At 70.6% G+C, this 20,633-nt stretch carries 20 protein-coding genes and 1 tRNA gene; 13 read left to right on the top strand and 8 right to left on the bottom strand.

Annotation, left to right across the window (positions count from 1 at the left end; genetic code table 11):
* Window positions 1-859 precede the first annotated feature (859 nt).
* From MKK84_RS22810 to MKK84_RS22800, 3 genes are all read left to right on the top strand, one after another.
* The gene (locus tag MKK84_RS22810) at window positions 860-2,509 is read left to right on the top strand and encodes an adenylate/guanylate cyclase domain-containing protein (RefSeq protein WP_243923986.1); all 1,650 of its coding nucleotides are present in this window, start codon (window positions 860-862) and stop codon (window positions 2,507-2,509) included.
* Between the two features lie 133 nt (window positions 2,510-2,642).
* A complete protein-coding gene (locus MKK84_RS22805; RefSeq protein ID WP_243923984.1) occupies window positions 2,643-3,140 on the top strand; it encodes a DUF2721 domain-containing protein in 498 nt (165 codons plus the stop codon).
* A 142-nt stretch (window positions 3,141-3,282) separates the two neighbouring features.
* Window positions 3,283-3,453, top strand: coding sequence for a hypothetical protein (locus MKK84_RS22800; protein WP_243923982.1), 171 nt, complete (start codon window positions 3,283-3,285; stop codon window positions 3,451-3,453).
* A gap of 43 nt (window positions 3,454-3,496) precedes the next feature.
* On the opposite strand, the gene MKK84_RS22795 is transcribed toward MKK84_RS22800, so the two are convergent.
* The 4 genes from MKK84_RS22795 to MKK84_RS22780 form a co-directional block, all read right to left on the bottom strand.
* Window positions 3,497-3,757, bottom strand: a complete 261-nt coding sequence (locus tag MKK84_RS22795) for a hypothetical protein (RefSeq protein WP_243923980.1) — start codon at window positions 3,755-3,757, stop codon at window positions 3,497-3,499.
* A gap of 433 nt (window positions 3,758-4,190) precedes the next feature.
* Entirely contained in the window at window positions 4,191-4,391 is a 201-nt protein-coding gene (locus MKK84_RS22790) for a hypothetical protein (protein ID WP_243923978.1), read from the bottom strand.
* Between the two features lie 89 nt (window positions 4,392-4,480).
* Window positions 4,481-4,813, bottom strand: a complete 333-nt coding sequence (locus MKK84_RS22785; RefSeq protein WP_243923977.1) for an energy transducer TonB — start codon at window positions 4,811-4,813, stop codon at window positions 4,481-4,483.
* 79 nt (window positions 4,814-4,892) lie between these two features.
* Entirely contained in the window at window positions 4,893-5,135 is a 243-nt protein-coding gene (locus tag MKK84_RS22780) for a hypothetical protein (RefSeq protein WP_243923975.1), read from the bottom strand.
* Window positions 5,136-5,372: 237 nt separating this feature from the next.
* Here MKK84_RS22780 and MKK84_RS22775 point away from each other — a divergent pair, with 237 nt between their 5' ends.
* The 5 genes from MKK84_RS22775 (at window position 5,373) to MKK84_RS22755 (ending at window position 12,012) form a co-directional block, all read left to right on the top strand.
* Complete coding sequence (locus MKK84_RS22775) at window positions 5,373-5,552, top strand: hypothetical protein (protein WP_243923973.1); 180 nt, start codon at window positions 5,373-5,375, stop codon at window positions 5,550-5,552.
* 280 nt (window positions 5,553-5,832) lie between these two features.
* Window positions 5,833-6,879 (top strand): helix-turn-helix domain-containing protein, encoded by a 1,047-nt coding sequence (locus MKK84_RS22770; RefSeq protein WP_243923971.1) that lies wholly within the window; start codon window positions 5,833-5,835, stop codon window positions 6,877-6,879.
* 138 nt (window positions 6,880-7,017) lie between these two features.
* Complete coding sequence (locus MKK84_RS22765; protein ID WP_243923969.1) at window positions 7,018-7,323, top strand: hypothetical protein; 306 nt, start codon at window positions 7,018-7,020, stop codon at window positions 7,321-7,323.
* A 137-nt stretch (window positions 7,324-7,460) separates the two neighbouring features.
* On the top strand, window positions 7,461-8,795 hold the full coding sequence (locus MKK84_RS22760) for an efflux RND transporter periplasmic adaptor subunit (protein ID WP_243923967.1): 1,335 nt from the start codon (window positions 7,461-7,463) through the stop codon (window positions 8,793-8,795).
* Between the two features lie 10 nt (window positions 8,796-8,805).
* Window positions 8,806-12,012 carry an efflux RND transporter permease subunit gene (locus tag MKK84_RS22755; RefSeq protein WP_243923964.1) on the top strand — a complete coding sequence of 1,069 codons (3,207 nt, stop codon included), beginning with the start codon at window positions 8,806-8,808 and terminating at the stop codon, window positions 12,010-12,012.
* Window positions 12,013-12,231: 219 nt separating this feature from the next.
* Here the strand turns inward: MKK84_RS22755 and MKK84_RS35730 are convergent, their stop codons facing one another.
* Window positions 12,232-12,654, bottom strand: coding sequence for a hypothetical protein (locus MKK84_RS35730; RefSeq protein WP_313899364.1), 423 nt, complete (start codon window positions 12,652-12,654; stop codon window positions 12,232-12,234).
* Here MKK84_RS35730 and MKK84_RS22750 point away from each other — a divergent pair.
* Window positions 12,625-14,211, top strand: coding sequence for a HAMP domain-containing methyl-accepting chemotaxis protein (locus MKK84_RS22750; RefSeq protein WP_313899363.1), 1,587 nt, complete (start codon window positions 12,625-12,627; stop codon window positions 14,209-14,211). The two genes, MKK84_RS35730 and MKK84_RS22750, sit on opposite strands and share 30 nt — an antisense overlap.
* A gap of 81 nt (window positions 14,212-14,292) precedes the next feature.
* Here the strand turns inward: MKK84_RS22750 and MKK84_RS35540 are convergent, their stop codons facing one another.
* From MKK84_RS35540 to MKK84_RS22740, 3 genes are all read right to left on the bottom strand, one after another.
* Window positions 14,293-14,427, bottom strand: a complete 135-nt coding sequence (locus MKK84_RS35540) for a hypothetical protein (protein WP_267356835.1) — start codon at window positions 14,425-14,427, stop codon at window positions 14,293-14,295.
* Between the two features lie 87 nt (window positions 14,428-14,514).
* On the bottom strand, window positions 14,515-14,727 hold the full coding sequence (locus MKK84_RS22745; protein ID WP_160532927.1) for a molybdopterin-binding protein: 213 nt from the start codon (window positions 14,725-14,727) through the stop codon (window positions 14,515-14,517).
* Window positions 14,728-15,360: 633 nt separating this feature from the next.
* A tRNA-Ile gene (locus MKK84_RS22740) sits at window positions 15,361-15,436 on the bottom strand.
* Window positions 15,437-15,685: 249 nt separating this feature from the next.
* Between MKK84_RS22740 and MKK84_RS22735 the strand changes: the two genes are divergently transcribed.
* From MKK84_RS22735 to ytfQ, 4 genes are all read left to right on the top strand, one after another.
* On the top strand, window positions 15,686-16,180 hold the full coding sequence (locus MKK84_RS22735; protein ID WP_243923962.1) for a (2Fe-2S)-binding protein: 495 nt from the start codon (window positions 15,686-15,688) through the stop codon (window positions 16,178-16,180).
* Window positions 16,177-17,220 (top strand): FAD binding domain-containing protein, encoded by a 1,044-nt coding sequence (locus MKK84_RS22730; protein WP_243923958.1) that lies wholly within the window; start codon window positions 16,177-16,179, stop codon window positions 17,218-17,220. The genes MKK84_RS22735 and MKK84_RS22730 overlap by 4 nt, the downstream gene beginning before the upstream one ends.
* Window positions 17,221-17,230: 10 nt before the next feature.
* Window positions 17,231-19,492 carry a xanthine dehydrogenase family protein molybdopterin-binding subunit gene (locus MKK84_RS22725; protein WP_243923956.1) on the top strand — a complete coding sequence of 754 codons (2,262 nt, stop codon included), beginning with the start codon at window positions 17,231-17,233 and terminating at the stop codon, window positions 19,490-19,492.
* 213 nt (window positions 19,493-19,705) lie between these two features.
* Complete coding sequence (ytfQ, locus tag MKK84_RS22720; RefSeq protein WP_243923990.1) at window positions 19,706-20,629, top strand: galactofuranose ABC transporter, galactofuranose-binding protein YtfQ; 924 nt, start codon at window positions 19,706-19,708, stop codon at window positions 20,627-20,629.
* Window positions 20,630-20,633: the final 4 nt, after the last annotated feature.

The following is a 20,633-nucleotide window of genomic DNA, read 5'->3' as shown; positions in this document are numbered from 1 at the left end:
TAGTATGTAGCTTTGTATACAACGTTATATTTTTTAACACGGCACACGGATTACGGGTCTGAGAGGTGGGAATGAGGGAATGAGTAGTGTGGTCGAGAATAGGACCGAACGACAAAAGAGCGTGTGGGCCCCGAGGGTGAGAGAACGGGACAAAGCGGGGGGTTGGGTGGTGGGAGGGGACAAACAAGGAGGTGGCCGGGGGCACCGCCCGGAGGAGGGTGGGGGGGGGGGGGGGGAGCCCGCGGTGGGGGGGGGGGGGGGGGCTTCCGCCAGCGTATCCGTCGGGCGGCCGGCGCCGGGCCGACGCCCTAAATCATTGCGTGCGCATCGTTTCGTCCTGACGCGCGGAGGCTCGCCGTTGAGACCGATGCGCGAACAAAAAGCCCCGCCGCGCGAGGGCGGACGGGGGTTGAGTGCGATCGTGAATGTTCCCAGGACCAACCGGGAAGCTTCGCGATCCGTTAGAGCCTACCGGGCGCCGGCTCGCAAGGCTGCCGCCGGGGCAGCGCGCGGTTAACATTAATTAACGATCCGCCCCCGCGGCGCGTCGGTATCGGCTGGACACAATCTCCACCGGTCTCCCGCCGCGCTCCGGCCGGTCGTCACCGCCCGTCGCCAGATCATCGCGGCGCCTGGGGGCGGGCCTGGGCAGCGCCGCCGTAATATGTTCAGTGATCGCCGCCGGACGCCGAGGGCCGAAATCTGCGGATTGACCGATCTGCACTTGGCAAGCTTGTATTCCGCATCGTAATGTCGCTGCGATCTCATGAGTTTCTGGCTGAAAGGTCGCGCCTCATGCGATCTGCCGCCGGGTGCGGATCGCGGTCCGTCGGCGGACCGGCTTGTGGAGAAGCGGCTGATGTCCAGCGTGAGCGAGCGGACCGCGCGGCAGCAGCGGATCATGGCGCCGCTCCTCGTCACGGCCATCCTCCTCGGCCTCGCCGGCCTGCCGGTGGCGGTCTGGCTCGACCTGCGCGGCCTGTCCGAGCAGATGCTCCAGGCGCAGGCGGTGGAGACGGCCCGGATCATCGATCAGATGCGCAGCTTCTACGCCAGCGACGTCGTTCAGGCGGTCAACGGCGCCACGGGCCGGGTGATCACGACGCACGACTACAAGGGCGTGCCGAACGCCATCCCGATTCCCGCGACGCTCTCCCTGGAACTCGGCGAGCGGATCAGCGGCGCGGATGGGGCGGTGAAGTACCGCTTCATCTCCGACCTGCCGTTCAAGGATCGCAAACCACACGAGCTCGATGCCTTCGAGACCGGCGCCCTGGCGGAGCTGCGCGCCCACCCGCAATCGGGCACCGCCAGCGAGATCACCGGCTCGATCTTCGACCGGCAGGTCCGGATCGCCGCCCCGATCCGGATGGAATCCGCCTGCGTGCGCTGCCACAACGCGCATCCCCTAAGCCCGAAGACCGACTGGAAGGTCGGCGACGTGCGCGGCATCCAGGAGATCGTCCTGCATCAGTCGATCGCCGCCAACGTCCTCGCCTTCAAGTATCTGCTGGGCTACTTCATCCTGGCGGCGCTCGCCGGCAGCACGATCCTGCTCCTGCAGGCGCGCCAGTCTCACCTGATCGACCGGATGAACCGCGAATTGACGGAGTCGAACGGCTTCCTGGCCGCGGTCTCGGTGCAGATCGCGAAATACATCTCGCCTCAGGTCTACAAGAGCATCTTCAGCGGCGAGCGCGACGTGTCGGTGACGACCGAGCGCAAGAAGCTGACGATCTTCTTCTCGGACATCAAGGATTTCACCGCCACCACCGAGCGGCTCCAGCCCGAGGAGCTGACCGCGCTGCTGAACGAGTACTTCACCGAGATGACCGCCATCGCGCTGAAGCATGGCGGCACGGTCGACAAGTACATCGGCGACGCGATGCTGGTCTTCTTCGGCGATCCCGAGACGAGGGGCGTGCGCGAGGACGCGCAGGCCTGCGTCCGGATGGCCATCGAGATGCAGCAGCGCCTCGGCCAACTGAGCGTCCGCTGGCGCCGCGCCGGCATCGAGCGCCCGTTCCAGGCCCGGATGGGCATCAACACCGGCTATTGCAACGTCGGCAATTTCGGCTCGGACGAGCGGATGGACTACACGATCATCGGCGCCGAGGCGAACCTCGCGGCCCGGCTGCAGGCCGCCGCGGCACCGGGCGGCATCACCCTGAGCTACGAGACCTACGCCCTGGTCAGCGATGGCGTCCGGGCGAGCCCGCAGGAGCCGATCCGCATGAAGGGCATCAGCCGCGACGTCGTCCCCTACGCCGTCGCGGACGATCTGACTGCCGGGGATCGGGGCGAGGCCCAGGATACGGTGTTCTCCGAGCACGCGCGGGGCATCGACTTCTACGTCGACGTCGACGCGCTGGAGGCGGATGGCGCGGCCCGGCTCCGGAAACGCCTGCTCGACACGCTGGCGGCCGTCGAGCGCCGCATGACCGGTGCGGAAAGGCCGGCCGGAGATCAGGAGCCGCATCCGGGGACGCTGCAGCGCGCGGCGGGCTGAGCCGGCGCGTCGATTGGCTTGCACCGGCGGGGCATCCTGTGGTGACCCTGCCGGCATGGTGCCGTCGCGATTCCCCCTCCGAGCCGGCCCCGGGTGCGACCCGGGCGCGATCCGCGTGCGGGCGTAGCATCGGATGTTCGGATTCTCGCTCAGCTCCACCGAGCCCGACAGCATCGCGCACATCATCCAGGTCGCGCTCGCGCCCGCCTTCCTGCTCTCGGCACTCGCGACGCTGCTCAACGTGTTCTCGACCCGCCTCGGCCGGATCGCCGACAAGGTCGACGCCCTCTCGGCGGAGGCCGCCAGGATGGAGCAGGCGCAGGGGACGGATGCTGAGGCGCGGCGCCTGACACGCCGGCTGACCTTCCTGCGGCGGCGCTCCTTCATGCTCGACGTGGCGGTCGCCCTCGCCTCGCTCGGGGGCTGCCTGATCGGATTGGCCGTGCTGACCCTGTTCGTCGGGGCACTGCGCGACGGCGCCGCCGCGTCGGTCCTGTTCGCCTGCTTCGGGGCGGCCCTGGTCTGCATCGTCGCGGCGATCGCCGCCTTCATGACCGAGATCCTGATGGCCGGCCGCGGCGTGCGCGACGAGGTCGACCGCCAGCAGGACGGGGTGCCCGAGCGGCGGTGAGGCTCCCCGGCCTCCGAGACGGGGCGCGCTTTGATTCCCTCCGCGACGGGGCGGATCGGATCACGCTTGCATCGCCACGGGAACCGGGCCTTAATCCGGCCGGTGCTTGATGCCGACGCACGCCGCACCCCGGGAGTTCGTCATGACGGTTGCGATCCTGGTTGCCCTGTTGGCCGGCGCTCTCTCGCTCGGCGTCCTGTCGGCGGTCTCGTTCGGGCGCCGGGAGGAGATCGAACTCGGGGACGGGTGTCCGTCCGACGAGGAGATCTTCGATCTGGGCGGTCGGGTGATCGACCTGGAACCGCAGCGCTGAGGCGAGGCGGCCTGCGCCGGAAACTCGGCTCTCGTCGACGTCGCTACGCCCCGGTTTCGGGCGCCCCTGGCCCGGAGGGGGTGTTCTGCCGCCTGGACCAGACGACCCGGCCGGCCGGATCCTTCAGGGCCGCCGAGCCCGAGCGGCCGGCGAGCAACTGCGCGAAACGGGCCGCCGCGTCGGTCTTGGCGGCGTCCTCCGAGGGCGCGAGGTTCTGCTCGTCGTGGATGATGATGCCGCTCGCGCTCTCCCGATGCACGACGCATTGCAGGCGATAGAGAACCGGCGGTGGGTTCGCGGCCATGGCGTTCTCCGGCCCGGTGACGGCGTCAACGTGACCTGCGGGCCGGCGCCGTGAGCCCGGCTTCCGGGGACTCGCCGTCCCGGACAGCGAAGACATCGCCGAACATGCACGCCTCCCTGGGGCCATCCATCGAGACTGAGCCATACCAGAAATAGGCGGCCCAAGAACCGTCGATCCGGTGTCTTGACCAGCAAGTGTATTGCCCAGGAAAAGGCCCGAATGGGAGCGGCCCCGCCTTCGCCGACGCGGCCTGCCCCGGGGCATCGGCTGGTCGGCGGCTTCCGTCCTGGATCGGCCCCTCCCCGGCCCGGGGGACACGGAATCAGGACGCCTCGACGGCAGCGGCCTCCGATCGTGCCACGATCGGAGGCCGCTCCTGGTTCGGGGGCTAGTTCATGTCAGGCCGGCCGAACGGCTTCGGCCCGGTACGGGATCAGGCCGCCTCGCCCTCCGCGTCGTCGGCATCCAGGATGGTCTCCAGATCGCCCACCAGGGCATCCAGCTGGTCGGCGGTCGCCTTGAGCTTCAGCTTGGTGCCGTCCTGCGCCTCGATCGCGATCTCGATGTGATCCGCGACCTTGGCGGCCAGCGCCTGCTTCACCGTGTAGGTCGTCACGTCAGCCTTGTCCGCCATGCTGTCTCCTCGGTTGGCTTCCGGCAACGCGGGGCGGCCCGCATCGATACTGCGGCAGAAGCTCGCGAGGGATCGGGAGGGGGGCTGCGCTACCGGCGCCGGCGTGCGACCGCCCGCGGCCGCTGCGTCGGCACATCGAGCAGGCGGGGGGCGGGTACCGGAACGGCGGGGCGCGGAGCGGGCAGCAACGCCAGCGGCGCCCGGGGCGTCTCGACGATGACGGCCTCCAGCATCATCGGCCGCGCCGGCCTCGGGGGCCGCGTGGGCCGTACCGCGAGGGTTCCGAGGGCCCAGAGGCCGAGACACAGCAGGCCGATCAGGATCCCGTCCCAGGACGGCTCCGTGCGGCACATCAGGATCGAGGTGCCGGTCAGGGCGGCCAGGGCCGCCAAGAGCCGTGGTGTCGGATCGCCGGACGTCATGCCGCAGGATCCGCGCTCCACGCTGAGAACCCCTGAACGAAACCGCGACACTTGTCGGCAACCGGGCCTTTCGGGTCGGTCAATCGGCCAGACTGGAGGGCATCTGCCACGCGACGCCCGGATGCTCGCGGATGTCGCCGGCCCGGGATCCGGTATCGGCATCGCTCGTCCAGTCGCTGGGCTCCGCGATGGCGGCGATCTCCGCGTCCGGATAGGCGGCCGTCAGGAACAGGCGCGCCTCCCCCTCGGCCTCCGCCCGGACGGTGACCAGGGGTTTCTCCCCTTCCGCGTCGCGCACCTGCGCGATGAACAGCTTGGTCATGATCAGGCCTCCCCTTCCGCGACGCGAGGACCGCGACGTGAGGGCCGCCGGCCCGGTGCCACGTCGGACAAGCTTGAAAGCCGCGCGGCTGTTCCCGGTCGAACAGGGCGCGATGGGCGGATTCCGTCGGGGCACCCCGGATCGGGACGCGTCGGAACAGGCTCCGGGGCCGGCGGTTATCTGGCGCGGGCCGGCATCGCGCCGGCACGTCGAAGACTCATGGAATTCGGGAGCGTCATGACCAGCCGCACCATCCAATCCGCCCTGCTCGCCCTCGCCCTCGCCGCCGGCACCGCCGGAACGGCCGCCGCGCAAAGCACGCCCAACGGCAACACCTCCTCTGCCGGCGCCCCGGCGGGCGACAACAGCACCGGCAACGGTGTCACGGGCAGCGGCGCGGCGCCGAGCGGAAAGTGACGCGGCGTTAACCACAAGCGACATCGCCGGTCTCGCGATCGTGCACCGTCCCGTCCCGCGGCCGCCCGGCCCGCGGGACGTTTCGTATCGGGCCCGCGCTCCTGAACGCGGCCGGGCACTGCGGAATCCGTCATCCGGCTGACCGGCCCAGAGTGGCGCGTCCCCGGGACGAGCGAGGGTCGATCAGGTCGGCACCGGTGCGCCGTTTCTTGGGAGCCCGATATCCTGTAAGAGGATCGCCCGGGCGACTACTCCGGCGGGGAACTGAATAGTACGGGTGATGCGGCCGAACTCAGTACTGCAACTTCAAGACGAACGCCCAGGTCTTCATCAGGCCACGGCCTGGCGCGATGCCGTCGCACCGTTCTGGAGCTTCGCGGTCCGCAAGGAGGATCTGGCGGAGTTCCGCGGGCGCTCGCAGGTCCAGCATCTCGGGAACGCGATCCTCTGCCGGGCCAGCGCCTCGGGCCTGCAGTTCACCCGCGACCGCGCCCTCGTGGCCCGCATGGGCATCGATCATGTCCTGGCGCATGTGCGCCTGGCCGGCCGGTCCCAGGTCGCGGCCGGGGGCAGCGAGCAGGCTTGCGATCCGGGCGACATCTGCCTGCTCGACCTGTCGCGGCCCCTCTCCGCTCGGTCCACGGACTATCAGGCCCTGACGGTGGTGCTGCCGCGCGGGCTCTTCGGCGCGAATCAGGGCGTGCTCGACGCGCTCCACGGCCGAATCGTCCGCGGCGCGACCCCGTTCGGCCGGATGCTGAACGATCATCTGCGGGCCCTCGACGCGCACGCCCCCGGCTTCTCGGATCGGGAGGCCGCGGCGGCCGCGCAGGCGACGGCCATGCTCCTCGGCGCGGCAGTCTCCAGCCTGCCCGCGGAGGAACGGCCCGGTCGCGCCCCGGACGGCGCCCCGATCCTGCTCGCCCTGCGCCGGTTCATCGAGGCCGAACTGGCCTCCCCCGACCTGAACGCCGAGGCGCTCGGCCAATCCTTCGGGATCTCGCGCAGCGCCCTGTACCGCCTGTTCGTCCCGCTCGGGGGCGTGTCCGGCTACATCCGTCAGCGCCGGCTCGCCCGCGCCTATCAGGATCTCGCCAGCGACGGGCGCGGCGCCCGCGTCTCGGAGGTGGCGTATCGCTGGGGCTTCGAGAGCCCCGCGCATTTCGCCCAGGCCTTCCGCGCCGCCTTCGGCCACGCGCCCCGGGATGTCCGGACCCGGGGCCCGGCCCGGAGCGTGACGCCGACCCCGGCGGAGGCCGCCGCGGCTTCGGATCGCGCGGAGAACTGGCCTGATTTCTACGACTGGGTCCTCCGGCTGGCCGCCTGAATCGGGGCCATCGGCGCGCGTGTGACTTCGGCTCCTTGTGTTCCTGACCCCGCATCGACCATAAGACCCGCGATGGGCTTCGGGGTTCGGCATAGGCGCTCCGTGCGGGCGCGCGGCTGGTGGGCGATCGCCGTCCGCATGCTCGCGCTCGTCCTGACGCTGTCGGTCGCCGGGCTGGGCGTCGGCCATGCGGCGGATCTCGCCTTCCATGCGGGCAGCCAGCATGCCCGGAGCGAGGGCGCTGTCCTCGACGCGCCGGCCTCGTCCACCGCCGTCGATCCCGGCCTTGCCGCGCATGTTCATTGTGGCTGTCATCTGGCGGCCCGCCTGGAGGGCGGCATGATGGTGCCGCCGCCCGTGCCGGGCCGGGCCCTGCGGGCTCGCCTCGTCCAGGGCCGCCCCTCCGTCGATCCCGACCGGCTGCCGCGGCCCCCGCGCGCGTGAGCTGACGCCGCCCACCGGCGCGCGTCCCGTCCGGAGGCCTGAACCGGCCCCGGGCCCACCCTCACGCGAAACCTGAACGGGACATCCGGGGCCGCCACGCGGCATCCCGCCGTCCCGGCCGCTTCTATGGCCGATCCATGCGCATTCTCCTGTCCGCCGCTGTCTGTGCGCTCTTTCTGGCCGCCGGCATCGCCCTCGGCGCCGCCGTGCCCGCCCTCCCCGCCCTCCTCCGGCAGGCCCTCGACGGCACCGGGCTCGGCCCGGACGGCCGCGATCGCGCCGTGGCAACGGACCGGCCGAGGGCCGGCGCCGACAGCCAACCGCACGATGACCCGTCGCACGACGACCATCCCCACGGAGCGGAACACGCGGCCGATCACGCGCAGGACGTGATTCGGATGCGGGCCGACCAGATCACCGGCCAGGACATCGCGACACAGCGGGTCGGCGGCGGCACGCTGGCGCGCCACCTTCTGGTCCCTGGTACCATCACCCCCGACACCGACCGGATCGCCCGCGTCCCCGCCCGGGTGGTCGGCACCGTGGCGGAGATGCGCAAGCGCCTCGGCGACGCCGTGCAGGCGAACGAGGTCGTGGCGATCCTCGACAGCCGGGAGGTCGCCGACGCCAAGAGCGAGTTCCTGACCGCCCAGGTCCAGGCCGAATTGCAGACGATCAACTTCGAGCGCCAGCAGAAGCTGCTTGCCTCGCGCAGCGCCTCGGAGGCCGCCTTCGAGACCGCCCGGGCCGCCTATCTGGAGACCCGGCTGCGGGTCGATCTCGCCCGCCAGAAGCTGTCGGCGCTCGGCCTCGATGCCGCCGAGGTGGCGGCCGCCCAGAAGCGCGACGAGGCCACGCCCAACCAGTCGAGCCTGCGCCGCTATCCCCTGCGGGCGCCGCTCGCCGGCCGGATCGTCGAGCGCAAGGTCGATGTCGGCACCGCGGTCGGCAAGGAGGGCGACCCGGCCGACCTCTACACGGTGGCGGACCTCTCGACGGTCTGGATCGAGCTGTCGGTGCCCACCCTCGATCTCGCTCAGGTGCGGGAGGGCGCCCGCGTCGCCGTCACCCCGGGCCGGGCCGGCGCGGCGGAGAAGCGAGCCGAGGGCCGCGTGATCTTCGTGAGCCCCTTCCTCAACGCCGATACCCGCTCGGCCCGGGTGGTGGTGACGCTGCCGAACCCCGATGGCGCGTGGCGGCCTGGCACCTTCGTCACCGCCGAGGTCGAGATCGCCCGGGACACGGTCCCGGTCCGGATCCCCAAGGCGGCCGTCCAGACGATCGAGGGCAAGAGCGTGGTGTTCGTGCGCAACGCCGACGGCTTTGAGATGCGGCCGGTCGAACTCGGGCCCTCCGACGACAAGGCCTACGCGGTCACCGCCGGGCTCGAGCCCGGTGCCGAGATCGCGACCGGCAACACCTTCCTGCTGAAGGCCGAGCTCGGCAAGGCCGATGCCGACCACGACCATTGAGGACCGCGCCATGATCAGCCGCATCCTCGCCGTCTCGGTCCGCCAGCGCTGGCTGGTGCTGCTCCTCGTGCTGCTGGCATCGGGCTTCGGCGCCGTCGCCCTGTCGAAGCTGCCGATCGACGCGGTGCCCGACATCACCAACAACCAGGTGCAGATCAACACCCTGGCGCCCTCGCTCTCGCCGGTCGATGTCGAGCGGCAGGTCACCTACCCGGTCGAGACCGCGCTCGCCGGCATCAAGGGCCTCGAGTACACCCGCTCGCTCTCGCGCAACGGCTTCTCGCAGGTCACCGCGGTCTTCGCCGAGAGCCTCGACATCTACTTCGCCCGCCAGCAGGTCGCCGAGCGCCTCGCCCAGGTGCGGGAGGATCTGCCCTCCGGGGTCGAGCCGCGGATGGGGCCGATCTCCACCGGCCTCGGGGAGGTCACCATGTGGTCGGTCCGCTACGCGCCGCCGGACGCACGCGCGACCGTGCCGGCGGGGAAGCCGGGCTGGCAGCCGGACGGCAGCTACCGGACCCTGGAGGGCCAGGATCTCAAGACGGAGCTGGAGCAGGTCGCCTACCTGCGCACGGTCGAGGACTGGATCATCCGGCCGCAGATCAAGGCGGTGCCGGGCGTCGCCGGCGTCGATGGGATCGGCGGCTTCGAGAAGCAGTACCACGTCCAGCCGGACCCGACGAAGCTCACCGCTCTCGACCTGTCCTTCGCGGACGTCGCCCGGGCGCTCCAGGCCAACAATGCCAACCAGGGCGCCCGCTACCTGGAGGACAATGGCGAGAGCTACGTGGTGCGCGCGGCCGGGCGCCTGGAAAGCCCGGAGGCGATCGCCGACGTGGTGGTGGCGAGCCGCGGCGGCGTCCCGGTGCGGATCCGCGATGTCGCCACGGTGCGGATCGGGCGCGACCTGCGCACCGGCTCGGCCAGCGAGAACGGGCAGGAGACCGTGATCGGCACCGCCCTGATGCGGATCGGCGAGAACAGCCGCACGGTGGCGGCCGCCGTCGGCACCCGCCTGGACCAGATCCGGCGCGCCCTGCCCCCCGGCATCGTGGTCGAGACTGTGCTCGACCGGACGCAGCTCGTCGAGGCCACGATCCGCACGGTGGCAAAGAACCTCGCGGAGGGCGCGGCCCTCGTGATCGTCGTGCTGTTCCTGCTGCTCGGCAACATCCGGGCGGCGCTGATTGCGGCCTTGGTCATCCCGGTCGCCATGCTGATGACCGTGACCGGCATGGTCGAAGGAAAGATCTCGGCCAACCTGATGAGCCTCGGGGCGCTCGATTTCGGGCTGATCGTCGACGGGGCGGTGATCATCACCGAGAACGCGCTGCGCCATCTCGCCGAGCGGCAGCACGCCATCGGGCGTGCCCTCACGGTGGAGGAGCGCCTGGAGACCGTGCGGGACTCCGCCGAGGAGATGATCAAGCCGTCCCTCTATGGGCAGGCCATCATCATCCTGGTCTACGTGCCGCTCCTGACCTTCTCGGGGGTCGAGGGCAAGATGTTCCAGCCGATGGCGCTCACCGTCATCCTGGCGCTGGCGGCGGCCTTCGTGCTGTCGCTGACCTTCGTGCCGGCCCTGATCGCCATCGCGCTCACCGGCCGGGTCACCGAGGCGGAGAGCCCGATCCTCCGGGGCCTGAAGGCGCTGTACCGGCCGGTGCTGGCCGCGGCGATCCGGGCGCCCGCAACCTTCGTCGGGGCGGCTTTGCTGCTGCTCGTCGGCGCCGGGCTGCTGGCCGCCCGGCTCGGCACCGAGTTCATCCCGTTGCTCGACGAGAAGAGCATCGCGCTCAACGCCACCCGGATCCCCTCGACATCGCTGACGCAGTCGCAGGCGATGCAGCTCAAGGTCGAGCGGGCCATCGCCAAATTTCCGCAGGTCGCCACGGTGTTCTCCAAGACCGGCACCGCCGAGGTCGCCACCGACCCGATGCCGCCGAATTCCTCCGACACGTTCGTGATGCTCAAGCCTCAGGCGGACTGGCCCGATCCGGGCCTCACGAAGGCCGAACTGCAGGAGCGGATCGAGGCGGCTTTGGGGGACCTCGCCGGCAACGTCTACGAGTTCTCCCAGCCGATCCAGCTGCGCTTCAACGAGCTGCTCGCCGGCACCCGGGGCGACCTCGCCGTCAAGGTGTTCGGCGAGGCCTTCGCGCCGATGCTGGAGACCGCCAACCGGATCGCCGCGATCCTGCGCGGGATCCCGGGCGCCGACGACGTGAAGGTCGAGCAGATTGCCGGCCTGCCGGTGTTCGAGATCACGATCGACCGGGAGGAGGCGGCGCGGCTGGGCCTCAGCACCGGGGCGATCCAGGAGGTGATCGGCGCGGCCATGGGCGGGCGGGACGCGGGCATCGTGTTCGAAGGCGACCGGCGCGTGCCGATCGTGGTGCGGCTGACCGATCAGGTGCGCGAGGACCGGGAGGCCCTGGAGAACCTGCCGGTGCCGCTTCCTCCGGGTCCGAACGGCCGGGCCGCCTCCGTGCTGCTGCGGCAGGTGGCGCGCTTCTCGGTGAGCGAGGGGCCGAACCAGATCAGCCGCGAGAACGGCCGGCGGCGCGTCGTCGTCACCGCCAATGTCCGCGGGCGCGACATCGGCTCTCTGGTGGCGGAGGCGCAGGCGAAGGTCGCCGAACAGGTGGCTCTGCCGGCGGGTGCATCCCTCACCTGGGGCGGACAATTCGAAAACCTCGCCTCGGCGCGGGCGCGCCTCGCCGTGGTGGTGCCGGTCTGCTTCGGGCTGATTTTCCTGCTGCTCACCGCGGCGCTCGGCCGGGCGCGCGACGCGCTCCTGGTATTCAGCGCCGTGCCCCTGGCGCTGACCGGTGGGATCGCGGCCCTGTGGCTGCGGGGGATGCCGCTCTCGGTGCCGGCGGCGGTGGGCTTCATCGCGCTCTCGGGCGTGGCGGTGCTGAATGGCCTCGTGATGCTGACCTTCATCAAGCAGCTGGTCACCGAAGGACGGCCGCTGCCGGCGGCGATCCGCGAGGGCGCCCTCACCCGGCTGCGCCCCGTGGCGATGACCGCGCTGGTCGCCTCCCTGGGCTTCGTGCCGATGGCGCTGGCCACCGGTACCGGCGCGGAGGTGCAGCGCCCGCTCGCCACCGTGGTGATCGGCGGCCTGATCAGCGCCACGCTGCTGACCCTGGTGCTGCTGCCGGCGCTCTACGCGCGCTTCGGGCGCGCGGGTGTTGCGGTGTCCCCCCACTGATCCGCGCGGGGCCACGCCGCCGGCACCGCTCCGGGACCACGACACTCCGGGCGCCTCCGTCGGATGGATCGCGCCGCGTCGCGGATCGGCCGGCACGGTCTCATCGTGTCGCGATGGAGATTTCGGAGAGCAGGCGTGGATTAAAAGTCTATGGCAAGATCGCCCCGCGCCCCGATTCGGCGAATCACTACAGGTTATACGATGAATATTGGTATAAGATCACGTCTTTATGCTGGTTTTGGTATAGTTATGGCGTTTGTGGCCAGCGCAAATACATATATGATTTACCAGCAAGGGCTCATCAACGAACAATACGATAAGCGAATCCAGTTCGAATCGGGGGTGCGGAGCGCCATCCAGCTCGCCGGCCTCGCCGAACGTCTGATCGGCGAGGCCGGCCTTTAGCGGTTCGCGCCGAAGCCGGAGCGGATCGCCGGGATCGAGCAGGCGCGGCAGGCGATCGAGGAACTCGCCGAGGCGCGCCGTGCGGTCACCCAGTCCGACCAGCGGCGCGCGCTTTACGCGAGGACCCGCGACGATGCGAGAAGCGTGCGGCCGGCGCTGGAGCGCCTCGCGACGGCCGGTGCGGGCCTGAACGCGGCCAAGGACACATTGTTCACGGGCGGCGACGCGCTGACCCACGCGACGAGCGCCTTGGTGGAGGCGGTGCGCGCCCGAGCCGATCGGGATATTCTCAGCCGCGCCCAGGATGTCGAGAGCGCCGTGTTGCTGGTTCGCGTCGCCAACTGGCGCTTCCTGGCGACCGGCGACCCGAAGGGGCCGGCCACGTTCGCCGCCAATGCCGCGAAGGCTCAGCGCGCCGTGGAGACCCTCGTGGAGGCCCCCAGCACCGAATCCCTGGCGGCCCCGATCGAGGCGGTCAACGCCGCACTGGCCGGCTACGTCGACAAGTTCGGGGCTTATGTCGCGGCGATGGAGCTGGCGAACACGGCCTACGAGTCGGGCATCGCGGCGCCTGCGGTGACGATCAATCAATCCGCCCAGGCCCTGCGCGCCGACATCGAGCGCTCCCTCAAGGACAGTGAAGCCGCCACGGCGGCCTACGGGGCGGCAGCCCGTCAGATTCAGATCGGTTCGGCGGTCCTGGTCCTGGTGATCGGCGGAGCGCTGGCCTTCCTCATCGCCCGCAGCATCGTCCGGCCGGTCGGCGGCATGACCGAGGCGATGGCGCAGCTGGCGGCGGGCGACACCGCCGTCGCGGTGCCCTCGCAGGATGCGGCCGGGGAGCTGGGCGCCATGGCCGAGGCCGTGGAGGTGTTCCGGCAGAACGCCATCACCCGGGCGGAGCTGGAGGCCGCGCAGGCCACCGAGCAGGAGGCGCGGCTGCGCCGGGTCGAGCGGGTCGATCAGCTCGTCCGCACCTTTGAGCAGAGGGTCGCCCAATCGCTCGTCGTCGTCACGGCGAGCGCCACCGAACTCGACGCCACGGCGCGCTCCATGACCCGGGTCGCCGACGACACCAACACGCAGGCGGTCGCCTCCAGCGCCGCCGCCGAGCAGACGGCCACCAACGTCCAGACCGTGGCGGCCGCCGCCGAGGAGATGGTGTCCTCGCTCCAGGAGGTCGAGCGGCAGGTGGTGCGTTCCAACGAGGTCGCGGGCTTTGCCGCCCACGAAGCGGAGGCGAGCAACGCCGCCATGGCGAGCCTGCGCGCGGCCGCCGAGCAGATCGGCGCGGCCGTGACGACGATCTCCGGCATCGCCGGCCAGACCAACCTGCTCGCGCTCAACGCCACGATCGAGGCGGCGCGCGCCGGCGAGGCGGGTCGGGGCTTCGCCGTGGTCGCCGCCGAGGTGAAGGAACTGGCCGGCCAGACCGCGAAGGCGACCGACGAGATCGGCGGCCAGATCGCCGCGATCCAGGCGGCCACCGCCCAGGCCGCGGAGGCGATGCAGCAGATCGCGCGTACGATCGCGAGCATGAGCGAGATCAGCGGCTCGATCGCCTCGACGGTGGTGGAGCAGACGGCGGCGACCAGCGAGATCTCGCGCAATGCCAGTCAGGCCGCGCGGGGGACGCAGGACGTGTCGTCCAACGTGACCCGGGTGCTGGCAGCCGCCGGCGAGACCGGCAGCGCGGCCGCGCAGGTGCTGAACGCGGCGACCGAGCTGGCCAAGCAGTCGCTGGCTGTCAAACAGGAGGTGGACGGCTTCCTGCGCGAGATCCGGGCCGCCTGACCGGGGGCCTGCGCCCGGACTCCGCTGCGGCCTTGCACCGCGCCGGAGCCGGGCCGCGCAGAGCTTGACGGCCTGTCGCCGTCAGGCCGGGAGGAGGTGCAGCACCCCGCCGAGCACCCCGACGCCGAGCAGCCCGGCGATGATGTACAGCCGCATGCGGCTCGCGTCGGGCTCGGACGACAGGGGGGCGTCCTCGGGCAGGTCAAACCAGTCCATCGGATGATCGCGTCGGGGTGGAACAGCGGGGAGAGCCCCCTTAACCCCGCCCGATGACGCTTGAGCGACCGGTCCGGTCCCGCGCCGTCACGGCTTCACGAGCAGCACGTTCACCGCCTTCGCGAGCACGTGCACGGTGTCGCCCTCCTTGAGGCCGAGTTCCTCAAGCGAATCGACGGTCATCACCGAGGCCATGCGGTAGGTGGTGCCGACGAGTTCCACCTCGACCTGAGCCATCACGCCCCCGCGCTTGATCGCCGTCACCGTGGCGGGGATGTCGTTGCGCGCGCCATGCTTCATGGACCGTCCTCGTGTCGCTGCCGTCATGTCGGCTGCGGCCCAACACGTGGGCGAGGGCGGGGGTTCAACGGGTGAGGCCGGGATCCGCCGCAGCCGGTGCCGCTCCGCCGGCCGGACCTAGATTGCCCCGCGGAAAGCCGACCGCATCGGTCACCGCCTGGCAGACGCGCTGCGCTGCAGTATCCGCAATCCGGATCTACCTGCGCGGCGGTGGCATTGACGACGTGTGCTGTTGTCTGTCCGACTCTGTTGAAATCCACGATTGCCATTTGGGCAAAAATATGATCGAATACTTATAAGCGTAATATCATCGCGTTGACTGAAACTGCTTGCGGAGCTGGGAGCTCCGCGGGGAGGTTGCCCGTGTACGCTGTGACCAAAATCGGCAAGACGGCGAATTGGGAGCTGATTGTTGTATTCGGCGGATGGATCGCGTTCGAGGTTCTGATCCTTCTCGTCTGCACGATATCGATGTCATAGGGCCATCGGCATCGTGGGTGCGGAGGTTCTTCTGCTGGATGCTTGGATGCGCGGCGATCGTTGCGATCGGCGGCATCGGGCCGATCCAAGACCAGACTGCGGGCCAAGACCAGCCTGCGGGACGAGCAAACCGGGCTGGCGCGTGGTCTAAGCTGGTGGGCCCGGCAGGACTCGAACCTGCAACCAGACCGTTATGAGCGGTCGGCTCTAACCATTGAGCTACAGGCCCGGTGGAGGAAATCCCCCCGCAAACCGATACCCGAATGGCCCGGCTTCGTCACCCCGTCCGGCTCCGGAAGAGCGCACCAAGTCTGCCGACGAAGTCCGTCCTCGGCTTTCGGCAGCCCGTCAATCCTGCAGAGTGGCGCAGCCTGCGCGGGTCGTGAGCTTGCGCACATCGTCGTTTGCTGAAGGTCTCGCCGCCGAGTCCGGCCCAGCTATCTGTAACGGTTCCAGCCTTCGCAAAGCCGGGACCGCCATGACCATTCCCCTCAGGCTCACCCTGAACGGGCAGCCGCGCGAGATCGCCCTCGACGATCCGCGGGTGACCCTCCTCGACCTCCTGCGCGAGCGCCTCGGCCTGACCGGCGCCAAGAAGGGCTGCGACCGCGGCCAGTGCGGCGCCTGCACGGTGCTGGTGGACGGGCGGCGGATCAATGCCTGCCTGACCCTCGCCGCGAGCCTCGACGGAGCCGAGATCCTGACCATCGAGGGGCTCGCCGAGGGCGACACGCTCCACCCGGTCCAGGCCGCCTTCATCGCCCATGACGGCTTCCAGTGCGGCTTCTGCACCCCCGGCCAGATCATGAGCGCGGTCGGACTGATCCGCGAGGGCCAGGCCGGCACCGATCCCGAGCGCATCCGCGAGGGCATGAGCGGCAATCTCTGCCGCTGCGGTGCCTATGCCGGCATCCTCGATGCGGTTCAGGACGCGGCGGCCCGGACGACCGAGCAGCGGGAGGACGCGGCGTGAAAACCTTCGACTACATCCGCCCCGCGAGCGTGCCCGAGGCCGTGGCGGCCGGGCAGGTACCGGGCACCGCCTTCCTGGCCGCCGGCACCAACTTGGTCGACCTGATGAAGGGCGGCGTCGCGACCCCCGAGCGGATCGTCGACATCACCCGCCTGCCCGGCCTGTCGTCGATCGAGCGTCTGCCGGACGGCGCCACTCGGATCGGCGCGCTGGTGCGCAACAGCGACCTCGCCTACGACCCGATGTTCGAAAAAACCTACCCGATGGTGGCTGAGGCCCTGCTGGCCGGCGCCTCGGCGCAGCTGCGCAACGCCGCGACCGTCGGCGGCAACCTGATGCAGCGCACCCGCTGCCAATACTTCACCGATGCGGTCTCGCCCTGCAACAAGCGCGCCCCCGGCTCCGGCTGCGCGGCGCTCGGGCATGCCACCCGCATCCACGCGGTCCAGGGCTGGACCGAGCACTGCATCGCCACCCACCCGTCCGATTTCTGCGTGCCGCTCGCCGCCCTCGACGCGGTGGTGGAGATCTCCGGGCCGGACGGCACGCGCGAGGTGCCCCTCACCGCGTTCCACCTGCTGCCCGGCGACCATCCGGAGCGGGAGACCGAGTTGCGGCCCGGCGAGTTGATCACCGCCCTGCGCCTGCCCCCCGAGGCGGCATTTTTCCGGGGCCACGCCCGCTATCTCAAGGTCCGCGACCGCACCTCCTACGCCTTCGCGGTGGTCTCGGCGGCGGCCGCCCTCACCCTGGAGGCCGGCGGCCGAATCGCCCAGGCCCGGCTGGCCCTCGGCGGGCTGGCGCTGAAGCCCTGGCGGGTGGCGGAGGCCGAAGCCGTGCTGGCCGGACAGGCACCCTCCCCCGAGGCCTACGCCAAGGCCGCCGACGCGGCGCTCGCCGGGGCCAAGCCCACCGGCGAGGCCAACGCCTTCAAGATCGAACTCGCCCGCCGGGTGGCGATCCGCGCCCTCACCCAGGCCGCCACGGGCACGCCCGCCCGCATCCCGGCGCTCCCCGCCTCCCCGTTCGGCATCGTCTGAGGAGACCCGCATGACCGCGACCGCCTCGCCTTCGACCCTCCCCGCCGGCGGTGTCCGCCACGGCTCCAGCATCGGCCAGCCGCTCACCCGGCGCGACGGCCCCCTGAAGGTGACGGGCCAGGCCCGCTTCTCCGCCGACAACCTGCCCCCCGGCACGCTCCATGCCGCGCTCTGCGTCGCCCGGATCGCGAAGGGCCGCGTCACCGGCCTCGACGTGGCGGCCGCCGCGGCGCATCCCGGAATCGTCGCGGTGATGACGCCGGAGAACGCGCCGAAGCTCGCCAAGGACCCGGACGCCAAGGACGGCCCGTTCACCTTCCGCCTCGATCTCCTGCAGAACGATCGGGTCCGCTACGCCAACCAGCCGATCGCCGTGGTGATCGCCGAGACCCTGGAGGCGGCGACCGAGGGCGCCCGGCTGCTCGCCCCGACCTACGCGGCCGAGACGCCGCGGATCGGGCTCGATGCCGGCGAGGTCTTCACTCCGCCCTCCGTGGGCGTCGGTGCGCCCGCGGCCGAGTCCGATGGCGACGTCGAGGCCGGGCTTGCCGCCGCGTCCAAGACGATCGCGGCCACCTACGAGACCCCGGCCCAGTATCACAACGCCATGGAGCCGCACGCGGCCGTGGCCAGCTGGGAGGGGAATCGGCTGACGCTCCTGATGCCGACCCAGGCGCTGGCCATGTCGCAGGGCCGGCTCGCCGGGCTGTTCGGCATCACCCCCGACGACATCCACATCGAGAGCCCCTACCTCGGCGGCGGCTTCGGCTCGAAGGGCGTGCCCGCCGGGCCGCAGGTGCTGGCCTGCATGGCGGCGAAGCTCGTGGGCAAGCCGGTGAAGCTCGTGCCGACCCGGACCCAGATGTACGGCCCGATGGGCCATCGCGGCCCGACCCGGCAGACCCTGCGCCTCGGCACCGATGCGGCCGGCAAGCTTACGGCGCTCGACCACCACATCCTCACCGCCTCGTCGAGCTTCGACGACTTCTTCGAGCCGGCGGGCCGGGCGACCAGCACCCTCTACGCGAGCCCGGCCCTCGCGATCCGGCACGAAGCCGTGCGCCTCGATACCGGCACGCCGCTGTTCATGCGCGCGCCCGGCGAGGCCACCGGCAGCGTCGCCCTGGAGAGCGCGCTGGACGAGATGGCGCACGAACTCGGCATGGACCCGCTGGAGTTCCGGCTGGCCAACTACGCCGAGGTCGAGCCGATCACCGGAAAGCCGTTCTCCTCGAAGGCCCTGCGGGAATGCTACCGCCGCGGCGCCGAGGCGTTCGGCTGGGCCGGGCGCCCGCTCCAGCCCCGCCAGACGCGCGACAAGGACGGGTTCCTGGTCGGCACCGGCATGGGCACCGCGACCTTCCCGGCCCTGATCTTCGAAGGCATGGCCCGGGCCGAGATCCGCGCCGACGGCACCGGCACGGTGGAACTCGGGGCGATCGACATGGGCCAGGGGTCCTGGACGGCGCTCGCCCAGATCGCCGCCGACGGGCTCGGGATCGGGATGGACGCCCTCACCTTCCGGATGGGGTCTTCCGATCTGCCGAATGCCGGCATCGCGGGCGGCTCCGGCCACACCGCCACGGCGGGCGGCGCGATCCACGCGGCGGCGGCCGACGTGATCCGGCAACTCGCGGATCTCGCCACCAACGACCCCGCCTCGCCGCTCTACGGCGCGGGCAATGCCGGCGTGACCGCCGCCGACGGGCGCCTGACCCGGCGCGACGACACGAGCCGGGGCGAATCCGTCACCGACATCCTCGCCCGGGCCGGCCGGGCCAGCATCGAGGGCCAGGGCAAGGCCGGGGCCGATCCGGCCGCGCAGGCCTCTTACGCCATGCACGCCCACGGAGCGGTCTTCGCCGAGGTCAAGGTCGATCCCGATCTCGGCCAGATTCGGGTGAGCCGCCTCGTCGGCGCCTTCGCGGCGGGCCGGGTGATCAACCCGCGGCTGGTCCAGAGCCAGTATTACGGCGGGATGATCTGGGGCCTGTCCTTCGCCCTGCACGAGCGGGCCGAGATGGACCCGCGCACAGGCCGCTTCCTCAACGACAACCTCGCCGAATACCATGTGCCGGTGAACGCCGACGTGCCCGCCATGGAGGCGATCTTGGTCCACGAGGACGACGCAGTGGTGAACAACCTGGGCGTGAAGGGCGTCGGCGAGATCGGTATCACCGGCACGGTCGGGGCCATCGCCAACGCGATCTGGCACGCCACCGGCGTGCGGGTGCGCGAGATGCCGATTACGCTCGACAAGCTGCTGGTCTGATCCCAGCGATCGGGCTCAGAAACTCAGACAAATCAGACGATCTGAAACATCCCGATGCATCGGGATGGCACGATACCTCTCTGCGGCTATTCAGCGCGGCGCCCATATGTCATACATATGCGGGTCGACCGCTCTGAAGAGGCGGCGGCCGCAATCCAGGGGGGACGTGTCATGAGGGAATCGGTTTCCATCAAGGCTTTGCTCGTGGGCGCGATGCTCGCGTGGGGTGGTGCGGCCCAGGCGGCCTCGCTGACCGTCGGCTTCTCGCAGATCGGCTCGGAATCCGGCTGGCGCGCCGCCGAGACCACGGTGACCAAGGCCGAGGCCAAGAAACGCGGCATCACCGTCAAGATCGCCGACGCGCAGCAGAAGCAGGAGAACCAAATCAAGGCGATCCGCTCCTTCGTGGCGCAGGGGGTCGATGGGATCCTGCTTGCGCCCGTGGTCGCCACCGGCTGGGACGCGGTGCTCAAGGAAGCCCGGGACGCCAAGATCCCGGTGATCCTGCTCGACCGCGACATCGACCCGGCCGGCAAGGACCTCACCCTCACCGCCGTCACCTCCGACAGCGTCGAGGAGGGCCGCGTCGCCGGCAACTGGCTGGCCAGGACGGTCGGCGAAAAACCCTGCAACGTGGTCGAGCTGCAGGGCACGGTCGGCGCCAGCGTCGCCACCAACCGCAAGAAGGGCTTCGACGCCGCCCTCGCATCCCACGCCAACCTCAAGCTGGTGCGCAGCCAGACCGGCGACTTCACCCGTGCCAAGGGCAAGGAGGTGATGGAGAGCTTCATCAAGGCCGAGGGCGGCCGCGCGATCTGCGCGGTCTACGCCCACAACGACGACATGATGGTCGGCGCCATCCAGGCGATGAAGGAAGCGGGCCTGAAGCCCGGCAAGGACATCCTGACGGTCTCGATCGACGCGGTGCCCGACATCTTCAAGGCGATCGCGGCGGGCGAGGCCAACGCCACCGTCGAATTGACCCCCGACATGGCCGGCCCCGCCTTCGACGCGCTCAAGGCCTACAAGGACAAGGGCACCGTCCCGCCGAAGTGGATCCAGACCGAGTCGAAGCTCTACACGGCGGCCGACGATCCGCTGAAGGTCTACGAGAGCAAGAAGGGCCTGGGCTACTGACGCG

Source organism: Methylobacterium sp. E-065 (genome assembly GCF_022829605.1).
In the GTDB taxonomy this organism is placed as follows: Bacteria; Pseudomonadota; Alphaproteobacteria; order Rhizobiales; family Beijerinckiaceae; genus Methylobacterium.
The sequence above is the reverse complement of the archived record's forward strand: the minus strand, read 5'-3'. Positions and strand labels throughout refer to the sequence as shown.

Excerpts from the sequence above, each read along its gene's own strand:
- MKK84_RS22810 (WP_243923986.1), top strand. The coding sequence starts at position 860 with ATGTCCAGCGTGAGCGAGCGGACCGCGCGGCAGCAGCGGATCATGGCG.
- MKK84_RS22805 (WP_243923984.1), top strand. The coding sequence starts at position 2,643 with ATGTTCGGATTCTCGCTCAGCTCCACCGAGCCCGACAGCATCGCGCAC.
- MKK84_RS22800 (WP_243923982.1), top strand. The coding sequence starts at position 3,283 with ATGACGGTTGCGATCCTGGTTGCCCTGTTGGCCGGCGCTCTCTCGCTC.
- MKK84_RS22795 (WP_243923980.1), bottom strand. The coding sequence starts at position 3,757 with ATGGCCGCGAACCCACCGCCGGTTCTCTATCGCCTGCAATGCGTCGTG.
- MKK84_RS22790 (WP_243923978.1), bottom strand. The coding sequence starts at position 4,391 with ATGGCGGACAAGGCTGACGTGACGACCTACACGGTGAAGCAGGCGCTG.
- MKK84_RS22785 (WP_243923977.1), bottom strand. The coding sequence starts at position 4,813 with ATGACGTCCGGCGATCCGACACCACGGCTCTTGGCGGCCCTGGCCGCC.
- MKK84_RS22780 (WP_243923975.1), bottom strand. The coding sequence starts at position 5,135 with ATGACCAAGCTGTTCATCGCGCAGGTGCGCGACGCGGAAGGGGAGAAA.
- MKK84_RS22775 (WP_243923973.1), top strand. The coding sequence starts at position 5,373 with ATGACCAGCCGCACCATCCAATCCGCCCTGCTCGCCCTCGCCCTCGCC.
- MKK84_RS22770 (WP_243923971.1), top strand. The coding sequence starts at position 5,833 with ATGCGGCCGAACTCAGTACTGCAACTTCAAGACGAACGCCCAGGTCTT.
- MKK84_RS22765 (WP_243923969.1), top strand. The coding sequence starts at position 7,018 with ATGCTCGCGCTCGTCCTGACGCTGTCGGTCGCCGGGCTGGGCGTCGGC.
- MKK84_RS22760 (WP_243923967.1), top strand. The coding sequence starts at position 7,461 with ATGCGCATTCTCCTGTCCGCCGCTGTCTGTGCGCTCTTTCTGGCCGCC.
- MKK84_RS22755 (WP_243923964.1), top strand. The coding sequence starts at position 8,806 with ATGATCAGCCGCATCCTCGCCGTCTCGGTCCGCCAGCGCTGGCTGGTG.
- MKK84_RS35540 (WP_267356835.1), bottom strand. The coding sequence starts at position 14,427 with ATGGACTGGTTTGACCTGCCCGAGGACGCCCCCCTGTCGTCCGAGCCC.
- MKK84_RS22745 (WP_160532927.1), bottom strand. The coding sequence starts at position 14,727 with ATGAAGCATGGCGCGCGCAACGACATCCCCGCCACGGTGACGGCGATC.
- MKK84_RS22735 (WP_243923962.1), top strand. The coding sequence starts at position 15,686 with ATGACCATTCCCCTCAGGCTCACCCTGAACGGGCAGCCGCGCGAGATC.
- MKK84_RS22725 (WP_243923956.1), top strand. The coding sequence starts at position 17,231 with ATGACCGCGACCGCCTCGCCTTCGACCCTCCCCGCCGGCGGTGTCCGC.
- ytfQ (WP_243923990.1), top strand. The coding sequence starts at position 19,706 with ATGCTCGCGTGGGGTGGTGCGGCCCAGGCGGCCTCGCTGACCGTCGGC.